This is a genomic window from Niabella pedocola, assembly GCF_021044425.1.
In the GTDB taxonomy this organism is placed as follows: Bacteria; Bacteroidota; Bacteroidia; order Chitinophagales; family Chitinophagaceae; genus Niabella; species Niabella pedocola.
The window spans coordinates 267429-281136 of record NZ_JAJNEC010000005.1; the positions used below are offsets into that span (position 1 = coordinate 267429).

The 13708-nt window shown below is 47.2% G+C and carries 12 protein-coding genes; 4 read left to right on the forward strand and 8 right to left on the reverse strand.

Going from position 1 to position 13708, the window contains the following annotated elements; genetic code table 11:
• Positions 1-403: 403 nt before the first annotated feature.
• The 3 genes from LQ567_RS08770 to LQ567_RS08780 all read right to left on the reverse strand — a co-directional run bounded on the left by LQ567_RS08770 (position 404) and on the right by LQ567_RS08780 (position 3297).
• Complete coding sequence (locus LQ567_RS08770; RefSeq protein ID WP_008585204.1) at positions 404-1261, reverse strand: sigma-70 family RNA polymerase sigma factor; 858 nt, start codon at positions 1259-1261, stop codon at positions 404-406.
• Positions 1262-1435: 174 nt separating this feature from the next.
• The gene (locus tag LQ567_RS08775) at positions 1436-2722 is read right to left on the reverse strand and encodes a prolipoprotein diacylglyceryl transferase (protein WP_231004127.1); all 1287 of its coding nucleotides are present in this window, start codon (positions 2720-2722) and stop codon (positions 1436-1438) included.
• A 158-nt stretch (positions 2723-2880) separates the two neighbouring features.
• Positions 2881-3297 carry a BrxA/BrxB family bacilliredoxin gene (locus tag LQ567_RS08780; RefSeq protein ID WP_231004128.1) on the reverse strand — a complete coding sequence of 139 codons (417 nt, stop codon included), beginning with the start codon at positions 3295-3297 and terminating at the stop codon, positions 2881-2883.
• Between the two features lie 309 nt (positions 3298-3606).
• On the opposite strand from LQ567_RS08780, the gene LQ567_RS08785 reads away from it, so the two are divergent.
• The 3 genes from LQ567_RS08785 (at position 3607) to LQ567_RS08795 (ending at position 6063) form a co-directional block, all read left to right on the forward strand.
• Positions 3607-4053, forward strand: a complete 447-nt coding sequence (locus LQ567_RS08785; RefSeq protein WP_231004129.1) for an Hsp20/alpha crystallin family protein — start codon at positions 3607-3609, stop codon at positions 4051-4053.
• A 167-nt stretch (positions 4054-4220) separates the two neighbouring features.
• Positions 4221-5510 (forward strand): hypothetical protein, encoded by a 1290-nt coding sequence (locus LQ567_RS08790; RefSeq protein WP_231004130.1) that lies wholly within the window; start codon positions 4221-4223, stop codon positions 5508-5510.
• A gap of 205 nt (positions 5511-5715) precedes the next feature.
• Positions 5716-6063, forward strand: coding sequence for a hypothetical protein (locus LQ567_RS08795; RefSeq protein WP_231004131.1), 348 nt, complete (start codon positions 5716-5718; stop codon positions 6061-6063).
• Between the two features lie 425 nt (positions 6064-6488).
• Here LQ567_RS08795 and LQ567_RS08800 read toward each other — a convergent pair whose 3' ends face one another.
• The 3 genes from LQ567_RS08800 to LQ567_RS08810 are packed head-to-tail and all read right to left on the reverse strand — an operon-like array spanning position 6489 to position 9831.
• A complete protein-coding gene (locus tag LQ567_RS08800; protein ID WP_231004132.1) occupies positions 6489-6659 on the reverse strand; it encodes a hypothetical protein in 171 nt (56 codons plus the stop codon).
• A gap of 54 nt (positions 6660-6713) precedes the next feature.
• Positions 6714-7373, reverse strand: a complete 660-nt coding sequence (gene pdeM / locus LQ567_RS08805) for a ligase-associated DNA damage response endonuclease PdeM (RefSeq protein ID WP_231004133.1) — start codon at positions 7371-7373, stop codon at positions 6714-6716.
• Positions 7339-9831, reverse strand: coding sequence for a ligase-associated DNA damage response DEXH box helicase (locus tag LQ567_RS08810; protein ID WP_231004134.1), 2493 nt, complete (start codon positions 9829-9831; stop codon positions 7339-7341). Before LQ567_RS08810 ends, pdeM begins: the two co-directional genes overlap by 35 nt.
• Positions 9832-9912: 81 nt before the next feature.
• Here LQ567_RS08810 and LQ567_RS08815 point away from each other — a divergent pair, with 81 nt between their 5' ends.
• Positions 9913-11118 carry an NAD(P)/FAD-dependent oxidoreductase gene (locus tag LQ567_RS08815; RefSeq protein WP_231004135.1) on the forward strand — a complete coding sequence of 402 codons (1206 nt, stop codon included), beginning with the start codon at positions 9913-9915 and terminating at the stop codon, positions 11116-11118.
• A gap of 351 nt (positions 11119-11469) precedes the next feature.
• Here the strand turns inward: LQ567_RS08815 and LQ567_RS08820 are convergent, their stop codons facing one another.
• Entirely contained in the window at positions 11470-12783 is a 1314-nt protein-coding gene (locus LQ567_RS08820; protein ID WP_231004136.1) for a UDP-glucose dehydrogenase family protein, read from the reverse strand.
• Positions 12784-12838: 55 nt separating this feature from the next.
• Positions 12839-13648 carry a type I methionyl aminopeptidase gene (gene map, locus LQ567_RS08825; protein WP_231004137.1) on the reverse strand — a complete coding sequence of 270 codons (810 nt, stop codon included), beginning with the start codon at positions 13646-13648 and terminating at the stop codon, positions 12839-12841.
• Between the last annotated feature and the right edge of the window lie 60 nt (positions 13649-13708).

A 13708-nucleotide genomic window follows, 5' to 3' on the forward strand; every position in this document is an offset into this window, starting at 1 on the left:
GAGATTTGAGATTCCAGATGTCAGATTCCAGATTTGAGATGTCAGATTTGAGATTCCAGCGTTTAGCTATTCGCCAGGGGTCAAATACCGGTCTTTCCCGAGACGTCTCCCGGAGGGGAGAGGTGCGGAAAGCGAAATGTTTTGACCGTTAAAATGCAACGGATTTTACAGCTCCGATAGGTGAGCAGGTCCATCCCATTCATGTGCTGATCGCATTTTGGAATATTTACACAGAAGACTGTAACACCAACTACAATCATTCATCTGTTAAAATCCGTGTAGTCCGCAGGCCGCATATGGAACAACGGTATTGCTCCTGAAACTACCTGTCGTTCTTCCCTTAAACAACAAAGCCCCGGAAATTCCGGAGCTTTGTTACTTTATTCTTTTCAGCAGGTTGCGTTTATCCCAGGTAGGATTTCAGCGCACTGCTATACCGTGCTTTCTGCAGCCTTTTGATGGCGCGCTCCTTGATCTGGCGGATACGCTCCTTGGTGAGGTCATATTTCTGACCGATCTGCTCGATGGTGACACCGTTTTCTCCATCCAGTCCGAAATACGCATTTACAATTTCTGCCTCCCGGGGAGAAAGTGATTTCAATACTCTGCGGATCTCGTTGCGGAGGGAATCCTTCATCACGTCGTCATCCGTATCGGAGCCCCCTTCCAGCAGGTCGCCCATGGCCACATCTTCTGCTTCGTGCACAGGGGCATCCAGTGAAGTGTGCCGGGTATTACTCTGGAAGATATTATTGATCTCGGTTTCACTCATTTCCAGCAATTCAGAAAGCTCTTCTGTAGAAGGCTCCCGCTCATGCTCCTGCTCAAATGCCATATAGGCTTTATTGGCTTTGTTATAGGTACCGATTTTATTCTGAGGTAAACGTACCAGCCTGCCCTGCTCGGCCAACGCCTGCAGGATGGACTGACGGATCCACCAAACCGCGTAAGAAATAAATTTAAACCCCTTGGTTTCATCAAAACGCTGCGCTGCTTTGATCAGGCCAAGGTTCCCTTCGTTGATCAGATCACTAAGAGAAAGCCCCTGGTGTTGGTATTGCTTCGCCACAGACACCACAAAACGCAGGTTCGCCTGAACCAGCTTATCCAGCGCACGCTGATCGCCCATTTTTATCTTCTGGGCCAGTGTTGTTTCCTCTTCCGGCGTGATCATGGAAATCTTCGAAATTTCCTGAAGATATTTTTCGACCGCCTGAGAGTCACGGTTAGTAATTTGTGTAGCAATTTTTAGCTGGCGCATAATAGAATTAAATTATAAGAACCGTCCCCCGTGAGAGGGCCGGATTTCCGATAGAACAATATTAACAGTTTTTTTAAAAACATTCAAAGATACAACAGAAATTGCGAAAAACCATCCGGCTCTTCGAAACTTCTCTGTAATATAACAGTTTTTTAGAAAGTTAGTTACAATTGATTATGACGTTTTTTCAACAGTTTTTCCTTCCTGATACCGGCGTTTTAATAAAACAATCATTACAATTCCTCCAATGATCATTAAAAAAGAGATCAGCTCTGCCTGGGTAATCTGCATTCCCAGGAAATTCATTTTTACGTTCACACGGATTTTCTCAATGAAGAACCGTTCTAAACCATTCAATATCAAGTAAATGCCAAAAAGCACGCCCGGCACCTTAAACCGTTTCCGTACAGCCCAGATCAGTCCGAAGAGCATCAGCCCCATAATGATCTCATAAAGCGACGTAGGAAACACCGGTACAGGCAGGTGGTTGCAATACTTACCGGTACAACCGGCCAGCGGAACCCCGGCCTCGTTTACGTTATGTGGAAAATCATAGGCGAAAAACCAATCCGGCAGAAAACTGAGGAAACCCGGTTTGGGAAAAAATGCATGATGCGTGGAGTTATGTGCAAAAAAGTCTGCCTGCTGTGCAACGGTTGCCTGAAATTCGCTCAGGTTTGCGGGAAGAATACCGCCGTTAGCGGTGGTTTTAAATGCCGCATTATAAATGCCCCAGTCACCGTCACCGGAAACCTGGCACCCGATACGTCCCAGTCCATAAGCCAGCATCATTACCGGTGCCATTACATCAATAAAATGCAGGAACGGGATCTGGTGTTTGCGGGTATACCACCAAAGGGCAATGCCGGCGCAGATAAGCCCGCCATAAAAGGTAAGCCCCGACATGGAGAAAATGGACGAAGGATCCTTGAGAAAGGAATCCCAGTTTTCAAAGGTATCAAACAACTTGGCCCCCAGCAATCCGAAGATAATGGCGATCATGGTGATCTCCCCCACCCGGTCGTGCGGCCAAACCCGGATGGTACGGGTTTCAGGTGTAGCCAGTTTTTGCCGGTTTTTTTCGCGCCACTTTATAAAGGCAAACACGGCTCCTAACCCGATACCGGCCAACAGGTTTCCCTGTGAAGAAAAAATATATTCCTGAGGGTTTACCATGCTGCCCTTGGTCATAAACAATCCGAGGATCTTGTACCCAAGTAAAAATCCAAGACCAAAGTTGGTTGCCAGTTCGGTGGTCGATGCCGGCTTTCCAACCATTACCTTTTCCTCAACCGGGCCCAGCAGTCCCTCTTTTCCCTTGCGGCGCAGCTCTTTAGCCAGCACAACGGAGCAAATGATAAATGCCAGTGCAACAAAAAAACCAAAGGAGTTTACAAAATGCAGAAAGTTCCACTCAATTCCGAAAAAATCTTTAAAAACGTAATACAGGTTTGGATACATGTGTTAAAGTTGAGCGCAATATTACAAATATAAGGCAGGTTTCAGGTTTAAACGCTTAAAGTTTTCCATTGAGGCGCTTCAGCGGCTTTCAATAGGTACAAAAGAAAAGGTCCTGCATGCGTCATGTAGGACCTTTATAGGTTACCCTTTTTAGGGAATTAATTGCAGTATTCGTCAAAAGCAGCGATCAGGTTCTGGGCGATCATTTGTGCAGAACGGCCTTCAATCTGATGACGCTCAATAAAGTGTACCAGTTCTCCGTCTTTAAACAATGCAACCGCTGGTGAAGATGGCGGATAAGGCAGCAGGTGTTCCCGTACCTTGTTTACCGCTTCAATATCAAACCCTGCAAAACTGGTGGTAAGATGGTCCGGCTTCTTCTCGGCATTGGCTACTGCCATCAAAACTCCGGGACGCGCCGTACCAGCGGAACATCCGCATACTGAGTTAATTACCAACAAATTGGTACCTTTTTGCGCCAGGGAGGCTTCTACGGCTTCCGAGGTGGAGAGATTTTCAAAACCGTTATCGGTTAATTCTTCCATCATCGGGATCACTATTTCCTGTGGATACATATTTATATAGATTTTAAAACGATAACACAAAAATAGATAAAAAGTTGGTGCAATGCGACAAACGGGTTGCCACCAGCGGCGATACCCGGCAAAACAATATCCGTACCATCAAATCGGGCATATAAACAGCACATGGGAAAGGCTGCCGCGGTCCATCTGACAATGAGATGCGTTCAGTTCACGAAAATAAGACATTTTGTCAACAATAAATTATCAAAACATGACATTATTTCCTAAAAATTCGGTTGGTGTTGATTTTGATCCTTGCTCTTCAAATCAAAATTTTAAAAATTATTAAAACGAATAGCAATGACAAACGTAAAATTTAACGGAACACCTTTCGAAAGAACCTTGACCAGCCTGGTAGACGATTTTATAACCGAGATCCCCACCATTTTCAAGGCTGAAGTAAAAAACCCTAATACCCGGGGATTTGTACCGGTAAACATTAAGGAAAAGGAAAACGAGTACCAGATTGAAGTAGTAGCCCCCGGGTTTGAAAAAACCGATTTCAAAATCAATGTCGATCAGCAAGTCCTTTCGATTTCCGTTGATAAAGGTGAGGAAGCCACTGCCACCACCGGGAAGAATATCCGTAAAGAGTTCTGGACCCGCTCTTTCAAAAGAACCTTTACGGTTGACGACAAAGTGGATACAGATAAAATAGAGGCCAAATATGTTAACGGTATCTTAATAGTTACTATTCAGAAAAAGGAAAATATAAAAACAGCGTCAAAGGATATAGAAGTTCTTTAGTGATATAAAAGCATAAAAATTTTTCTCATAAGCAGTTAGTTTTGGTTTAGAGCCCGTTGTTTCTACAATGGGCTTTTTTTTATTTCTGCCTGGAAATGAACCTTATTTCCGTTCAGTTCGTCATAATCCAGTAAATTCGCAAATCATTTTAACCGCCCGTTATGATTATGCTCAAAAAAATAATATTTTTTACAGCATTTGTGCTTTCTGTATTCGGAGCGCTCAATGCCCAGGTTACAAATGACTCGGTAAATCTTCCGTCGATCAATACCAATATTTACCGTCATGCAGACACCGCTTTAAGAATCATTAACCTGAACCCTTTTTTTTCCCTGCATGTAGACTCCAGTCTTTCTTATAAGCTTCAAATTAATAAACCGGTTAAAAGTTATTATTGGTTCCTTAAGGACGCCCCTACCGGCCTGAGGATCGATAAAGACAACGGCACCCTTTTCTTCAAAGCCAATAAATCATTATTTATGGCGGGACGGCTGAAATATGATACCAAATACCCGGTACAGATCGGCGTGCAGAACCTTTCGGATCCCAATGACCGCGTAGATACTTCATTTACCATTTCTTTTTACAGTACGGATATTATTTTTCCCCGTGTAAAACCATCTGTGGTAAGCCCGGTATATGTAGAAGAAGGAAATAAGCTGGCCTTCAATATTCTTTGCGACAACGGGAACTTCTCAATTGAGCGGCTCCTCGTATCCAGCAATATTTCCATCGGAAACTTTAAGCTGCCCAAAACCTGCGACGATACATTTGAGTGGATGCCGGGCTATGATTTTGTAAATGAGAAAGACTCCGGCCAGGTGAAGATCGTGAACCTGATGTTTATCGGTACTACCCAGTTCAACTTCACCGACACTGCCCGCGTACGGGTAGTGGTGCGGAATGCGCTTAACTTTGATATCGCCACCAGGGAATACAATGATGCTGCCGAAAACATGAACCGCTGGTTGCTGCGGTATAAATATACCTTCCTGCAACTGGATAAAAAGCTGAAGAATACCAAGAGCTGGAGATCGGGGTTTGACATTACCACGGCCACTACCACCTTAACCGGAACCGTACTGGCTACTACCGCAGATCCCAAAAATGATAAGGACAAGGGAAAGGCCAATACGGGTAAAATTCTCCCCAGTATCGGTGTGGTCGCCCTGCCGGTAAAAGAAGCCGCAGCCCCCGTAAAAAATGTGGAGCAGAACCAGGCCACGCTACTCCGGGCCAATATCAAACGCCTGGAATATGTGCTCTTTGATAATAAACTATCCAGCGACCGCGATCCGAATATTACCACCAAAACCGAAACCCTGAAAAAAGAGTTGCGGCAAAGTCAGACCCAGCTGGCAGAAGTACCTACTGAAATAGCGGAGACCATGTCGGAGGAGCAGATCAATAAATACTTTGACAGTCCGCGGGTACAACGTAAATACCGTTTAAAATAATCGTTTCCCAAATCCCTTGCGCGGTATGCCTTCCAAACGCTGCATGCTGCAGGTATACCAACAATTCCGGATAAGCGTTGTTTGTTCAACCAGCTATGTTTTCTAATTGGATTTTTTGTTAAAACAATACGTCCCGTCATTTTTGGCGCAGTTTCTGTTTTTATTGAATTGATATTTCAATTTCCTGTATCCAAATTATTGTCTTATGGAACAAAAAACAGAAATGACCACCCTTACAAGGGTATTGGAAAAATTAAAGGAACGTGGCGTTGACCAGGAGATTACGATGAACGACCAAAAACAAATGGTTTCGGAAAAACACCAGCGGGTTTACCAGCCGGAAGATCTGCTGATCATCCGTACTTTCCGTTTTGAGGACGAATCGGATCCGGATAATAATACCGTGTTGTATGTAACCCAGGATCAGCAGGGCGTTCGGGCTTTTATCCTGGATATCTACGGTCCGTACAGCAATCATGAAGGACCCGAATTTGATGATTTTATTAAAAAGATCCCGATGGCAGAACGGGAAGACCAGGAATTGTTTGAATAAAAAACAAGCTCCTTTTACATGCGCTAACGGCTGTCTTTAAAGCCCCCTTACAAACATTTTACATTCGTTACCCAACAGGAAGGAAAGGTGCAGTGCACCGGTTACAGTACCCGATCGGAGACGGGCCCGGTGTATGAACTTCCGGCGTGCTGCACCTTTACCCTTGTCTGAACCTGTTTACGTTTTCCGGTTGAATTATATTGCCTCAGATGACCGCTGATGCAATCACAGCCGCATACAAACGAAGTTGCACACCCTGTTTAAAATGCAGACCAATCAACGGTAACGAAGCCCAATTAAATTATCCAAACACGTGAGCTGATCAGGTGTAGTTATGCCTTCAGCGCTTTTCTGCGGGAACGCACCGTCTGACTCCCTACCAGCCTTCAAGCGACACGAGGGGAAGAAGCCTTAGAATAGCTTTTTTATTGATGTTTCTTTTTCACATCCTTCTCATTTTTCTTTTTGAGATCTTCTTCTGAAGAAGGATGATGGGGAAAGCCAGGTACATCCTGATCAATCCGGGGATCATTGCTTGTTTCCACTTCCGCTTTCTTATCGATCGGGTTCGTGGTTTTATGTTTTTTTACAGCCATAACCAGTACTTTTTAGAATACCGCAAAATATTATGCCAAAGGCCTGGCGGCACACTATTTAAATGCAAAAATCTTGTCATTGGTAATTACAAAATGATGTGCCCCCTGCTCCTTTTCAAATGAAGTGCATAAGCCCGTAAATGCACTAAATGCCGGCAGTAATAAATGATGGGCGCTATACACAAAACAGGGTAAACAGAGCGATTGCCGGGCTTTTCCGGAAAGCCAGTAGCCCGGGTGTACGTGTCCGGATATGGTAAGGTTTTCACTATCTGCACCCTCCATTGCATGCACAAAATGAAAAGGTGCTATCACATATCGCGCATCGGTAACGCTTATGGCGAGATCTGCATAATCAACCGGCATGTGCCGGTCATGATTGCCCGGAACCAGTACAAACTGCAATGATTGATAGGACCGTCGCCAGTTTTTAAATATCAGCATATCTTTATTAAACCGGTGGTGAAACAGATCGCCCGCCACCAATACCTGTTCCGGTTTAAAATACTCGATGAGCCCGCTCAGCCGCTTCAGGTCATCTTCCATTACACCCGTGGAAACGGGGATGCCATGTGCTCGGAAATAGCCGGTTTTACCAAGGTGCAGGTCTGCCAGTATCAACATTTTCTGCGCCGGCCAGTAGGCCGCCCTGGCCGCTGACAGGATCAGGGTTTCGTCTTTATAATATATTTCGGTTGTATTCGTTCCTGGCATCTTTTTTCTTTGTTTTATGCGCCTCTTCCTGCATCCGCCGGATTTTTGCATCCAGCTCCTCGCTGCTCAGGTTCTGACGCAGGCTGTCTACTTTTATAGGAAAACTCAGGGGTGTAAATGCCTCCGCCTTCACCATCACGATCCTGCTGCGCAATATCCGCTGCAGGGCGGCCATCAGCCGTGGCTCCTCCAGTTGCTGATAAAATACTTCATCAAATGCCTGTCTTAATAAAAGGTTTTTCGGATCATATTGTTCAAAGATCCGGAAGATCAGCCCCGAGGATGATTGCAGGTTTTTATTGTTCTTTAATTGACCGGCATAGTTGCGCATGACCAGGCCTGCGATAACTGAAATGTCCCGGAACTTACGTCCGGCCATTTCCGCGGCATTGATGCTTTTACTGATATCAGCGGTAAGGGACTCTGGAGAAAAGATTGTTTTTAACAGCTCCCCGGTAAGCTCGAGGGGTTGATCGCTGAGCAGCTCAAAACCATAATCATTCATGGCCATGGAAAACGTAATGGGTTGTATCCGGCTGAAGCGGTAGGCTACCAATGCGGCCATTACTTCATGCACCAGCCGCCCTTCAAACGGGTACATATAAATATGATGGCCGTCTTTTGTTTCGATCTGCTCCACCAGGAATTCATCCTCCCGGGGTACATGGGAAACGGCCTGCTGCTGTACAAACAGCGGGTACAACGCCTTGAGTTCCTTATCGCCCGCCCCGGGGTTTAATGCGCTGCTGTATTTATGACGCAGCAGTGCACTGAGATTGGAAGAAAGCGGCAACCGCCCTCCCATCCAGCTGGGCGTAATGGCCCGTTTGGCCTTACTGTGGCGCACCAGAACGGTGAGGTCTTTGATCATAACAAACTCCACTACTTTTCCGGCCAGTCCAAACGTGTCGCCCGGTAACAGGCGGGCAACAAAATACTCTTCTACCATGCCAATATACCCTCCCGACAAGTATTTAACTTTCAGCATCGGGTCGCTAACGATCACACCCAGGTTCATACGGTGCATCATGGCGATCCTCCGGCTTTTAACCACATATAATCCGTCTTCCACCACCACTTTCTGAAACTCGTCATACGCATGCAGTACCTCGCCGCCACGGGTTACAAATTGCAGCAACCAGCGCCATTCCTCTTCCTCCAATCCGGCAAAACAATAGGTCTGCCGTACCTCCTCCAATAATTCCCCTTCCCGGAAGCCCTCGCCCACAGCCAATGTTACCAGGTATTGCACCAATACATCAAAAGTGAGCAGCAGCGGTACACGGCTTTCAATAATCTTCTCTTTTGCGGCTTCTTTCAGTGCGGCCGCCTCTACCAGCTCCAGCGAATGGGTAGGTAAAAAATAGATCTTTGATGTTTCAAAGGGCGAATGACCGCTGCGGCCGGCTCTTTGTAAAAACCGGGCTACGCCTTTTGGCGAGCCGATCTGTATCACCGTATCCACCGGTTTAAAATCCACACCCAGGTCCAGCGACGACGTGCAGATCACTACTTTCAGCTGACCGGTATGCAGCCGGTCTTCGATCCAGGAGCGCAGCTCCGCATCCACCGAACCGTGGTGCAGTGCCAGCTGCCCGGCCAGGTCCGGCGCCGCGCTTAGCAATACCTGGTACCATAGCTCCGATTGTCCCCGGGTATTGGTAAAGACCAGGGTGGTATTGCTCGCTTCAATCACCGGCAGTAACCGGTCTGCCAGCCGGGTCCCCAGGTGCCCTGCCCAAGGCAGCTCTTCGATCTGATCCGGAATGATGGAGATGATGGCCGTTTTCTTTTCTTCTTTTGCCCGGATCTTTACCCGGCGTTCGGCTTTGTCTGGAAGCAGCACATCCAGTGCCTCGTCTGTATTACCAATGGTTGCCGATATGCCCCATACCTTCACATCCGGTGCGATCCGCTTCAGCCGGGCAATTGCCAGCTCCGTCAGTACGCCCCGTTTACTTCCCAGCAACTCATGCCACTCATCTACGGCAATGCATTGCAGCGACCGGAACAGCGCGCTGTTGTTTTTCTGTGCAAATAACAGGTGCATACTTTCTGGTGTGATAATGAGCACCTCCGGCATTTTCTTTTTCTGACGCTGGCGTTCGGCTACCGGGGTGTCTCCGTTCCTTACACCTACCTCCCAATCCAGTCCTATTTCCTCCAGCGCCATTTTCATCGCTCTGCCCAGATCCTTTGCCAGGGAACGCAGCGGCGTTACCCAGAGCAATTTCAGCCCGTTCCCATAGCGCTCCGGATGATTCAGATAGTGGATCACCAGGGCCAGGAATACGGAAAAGGTTTTACCAAACCCGGTGGGTGCAATCACCAGACCCGAATACCCTTCTTCAAATTTTTTCCAGGTCTGTTTCTGAAAATGAAAGGGTTTCCGGGATGCTTTTTGCATCCATTCGTTAATAATCTGATATCCGTCGGAGCTTTCAAAGCGCGCCACCATACAATCTTTTTACAGGATCTTTTCCAAGTGCTTTCAAATCATCTTAAATTGAGGACGAAACAGGTAAAATTACATCTAAAAATGCGTTTAAGAACACTTGAATCTTTTTGGCTGATCAAAAACGGCCTGCTTTACAGCTACCCCTCGCTGCAGGAAAACCTGCGCTCCGAAATCATTGTTATTGGTGGCGGAATCACCGGCGCACTTATCAGTCATGCGCTGCTGCATGCCGGATACGAGGTAACCGTGCTCGATAAAAGAGATATTGCACAGGGCAGCACCGCAGCTACCACAGCCATGTTGCAATACGAAATTGATGTACCCCTGTACCAGCTGGCCAGCGATATCGGAACGGAAAATGCCGTGCGTTGCTACCAGGCAGGAATCCGGGCCATTCAGGAACTGGCGGCATTGGTTTCCCGTGAAAAGATCGATTGCGGGTTTGCCGAAAAACAATCCCTTTACTTCGCGCACGACGAAAAATCAGCGGCAATACTGCGGGAGGAATACGCGATGCGGGATCAGTACCAGCTGGGAGTAAGCTGGTTGCCGGCCGCCGCCATTGCACAACGGTACCAGTTGCAAACCGCTGGAGGCATCCTTTCTGCTACGGCGGCCAGTATGGATGCGTACCGGTTTACCCATGAGCTGTTCCATAAAAACCGGCAACGGGGATTACGCGTTTACGATCAAACCGAAATCGCCGCCATCGACTACCAGGCTTCCGGGGTACAGGTTGAGCTGGCCAACGGCTGCAGAGTTCGTGGCAAAAAGATCGTGTTTTGCTCCGGTTATGAAACCGTAGCCATGATCCCCGAAAAAACAGCCCGGCTGTTCAGCACCTTTGCCTGCGTTAGTGAAGCCGGTGTGCAGCTTTCGCCGGAACTGAAGGAATTGCTGATCTGGAATACCGAAAAGCCCTATATATATATGCGCACCACCGACGATAACCGCCTGCTTGTTGGCGGCGGCGACAGCCCGTTTAACTCCGGCGCGTTCCGCGAACGTATCAAAGAGCGGAAAACAAAACTGCTGATGGAAAAGCTGGACCGGTTTATGCCGGATATAACCTTTGTCGATGATTTCTCCTGGGCCGGGTGCTTTGGCTCAACCCGGGACGGGCTGCCGTATATTGGTCAGCATGAAAAATATCCCAATGCATATTTTGTACTGGGTTTCGGCGGAAACGGCATCACCTTTTCTATTCAGGGCATGGAACTGATCTTAAAACTGCTTCGCAATGAAGCCGATCCGCTGTTACCGCTCTACCGTTTTGGAAGATCCTGACCGGTATCGCTCCCTGAAATGCGCAGCGTAGGTGCTCTTTAAAGGAAGCCGGTTGTTAAAGCTGGAAGACATTGAAGGTCGATCATACCTTCGTCATCTTTATTTTGTCATTGCATTGCTAAATCAATAAGGTAATGACCATCACTCCCAGTAGTCATCCCGAAGATGTCATCCAGGACTTGTTCCGGGATCTGTTCCTGTTTCAGGACCTACGCGAATCATTTACAGTTTTAATAAAGGTTGAAACAATCCCGATTGATCAGGAGCGCCTGACAAAGTATCACTGATCTTCACTTATTCCATCTTGCAATCCAAGCAGCAACGCGATAGATTCCTGTAGCCGGACCAGCATTAATTTATGGAACTCCGCCCGATGCTTTCATAGTGAAAGCCCTGCTCTTTCATCTTTTCCAGTGCATACACATTCCGGCCGTCAAAAATAACGGGTGCTTTCAGGTTTCGTTTTATTTTTTCAAAATCCGGGTTCCGGAACTCACTCCATTCGGTTAAGATCAGCAGGGCATCGGCATCCTGCAGTGCCTCATACTGGCTTTCGGAATACAGAAGCTGGTCGCCGAACAGCTGACGCACGTTTTCTGTGGCCACCGGATCATACACTTTTACAGTAGCGCCTGCAGCCAGCAACTCCCCGATAATGTCTACAGACGGGGCATCGCGGATATCATCCGTTTCCGGCTTAAAAGCCAGTCCCCATAGTGCAAACTGCCTGCCCTGAAGGTTATGATCAAAATACTGGCTCAGCTTTTGCACCAACCGTTTTTTCTGCAGTGTGTTTACGGCAAGTACCGATTGCAGTAATTTAAAATCGTACTCGTGTTCCTGTGCCGTAAGATTTAATGCCAGCACATCTTTTGGAAAGCAACTGCCGCCATACCCGATGCCGGGGAACAGGAACCGCTTGCCGATCCGCTGATCGCTACCGATACCGATGCGCACCCAATCTACATTAGCACCGGTACGTTCGCAGAGATTGGCAATCTCATTCATAAAGGAGATCTTCATAGCCAGGAATGAATTGGCTGCATACTTGGTCATCTCAGCGCTACGTGCATCCATAAAATAAATGGGATTTCCCTGCCGTACAAAGGGACTGTACAGATCGGCCATAATTTTTGTTGCCCGCTCAGATGTTGTACCGATCACCACGCGCTCCGGTTTCAGGAAATCGTCTACCGCAACGCCCTCTCTCAAAAATTCGGGATTGGATACTACGTCAAACAAGGATGAAGAAAGCCGCTTGGATAAAATGGCGGACACTTTTTCGGCGGTACCAACGGGCACCGTACTCTTATTGACAATAATTTTGTAAGTGGTGATCAGGCTTCCGAGTTGTTCGGCTACCTGCAGTACATACTTCAGGTCGGCCGCGCCGTCGGCACCGGCGGGCGTTGGAAGCGCCAGGAAAATCACCAGTGCATCTTCAACGGCCTTTGTAAGATCATCGGTAAAGCTGATCCGTTCTTCCTTAATATTCCGGGCCAGTAATACATCCAGCCCTGGTTCATAAATAGGAGTTTTACCACTTCGCAATGCGGCGATCTTCTTCTGATCCACATCCACACAAACCACCTGGTTACCCGTTTCTGCAAAACAGGTACCCGTTACGAGCCCCACATATCCTGTTCCAATAACCGCTATTTTCATATGTTTTCCTTGAAGATTAAAAATAAAAACCGTCCGGTATCATTGCTGCAGCAACTCAGGACTTAAGTGTGCACACAAACAACTCCGGGTTTAGCTTTTCGGCTTCTTCAATAGTAGCGTAGTTCGAAAGCACGTCTGCCTTTCCCGGGCGCACGCATACGTCGTGCTCAAAGTGTACGGAAGGACTTCCATCCTTTGTACGAACCGTCCAGCCATCGCTTTCTGTAAAGACGTCCTTTTTACCGAGATTGATCATCGGCTCAATAGCCAGCACCATCCCGCTCTGCAGCTTCATGCCGGTGCCTCGTTTACCATAGTTGGGTACCTGCGGATCTTCGTGCATCTTCTGCCCCAGGCCATGCCCCACCAGCTCTCTTACAACGCCGTAACCATGTCCTTTTTCGGTATAATCCTGAATCGCAAAACCGATATCCCCGATGCGGTGCCCGGTGGTGGCCTTTTCGATCCCTTTATATAACGATTCTTTTGTAACAGCGATCAGTTGCTGCGTTTCCGGATCCGGCTCGCCAATGGCAAACGTATACGCATGATCGCCATGCCATTTATCGAGGATCACCCCTACATCAATCGAAACAATATCGCCCTGTTTTAACTCCTTCTTATTGGGAAATCCATGCACCACCACATCGTTTACGGATATGCAGGAATTGAACGGGTAACCGTTATAATTCAGAAAAGATGGAACCGCGTTATGGTCCGCAATAAATTCAGCGATCTTCTTATCAAGGCTCAATGTTGTAATTCCGGGCTTCAGGATCTTTGCAATTTCGGTTAGCGTTTTACTTACCAGCAGTGCGCTTTTGCGCATCAATGCCACCTGGTCGTCTGATTTGATTTTTACCATATAATTCATTAAAAAAGTCCCGCAACTTACGCTGCGGGACTGCAAAGTTATTGAATTTCT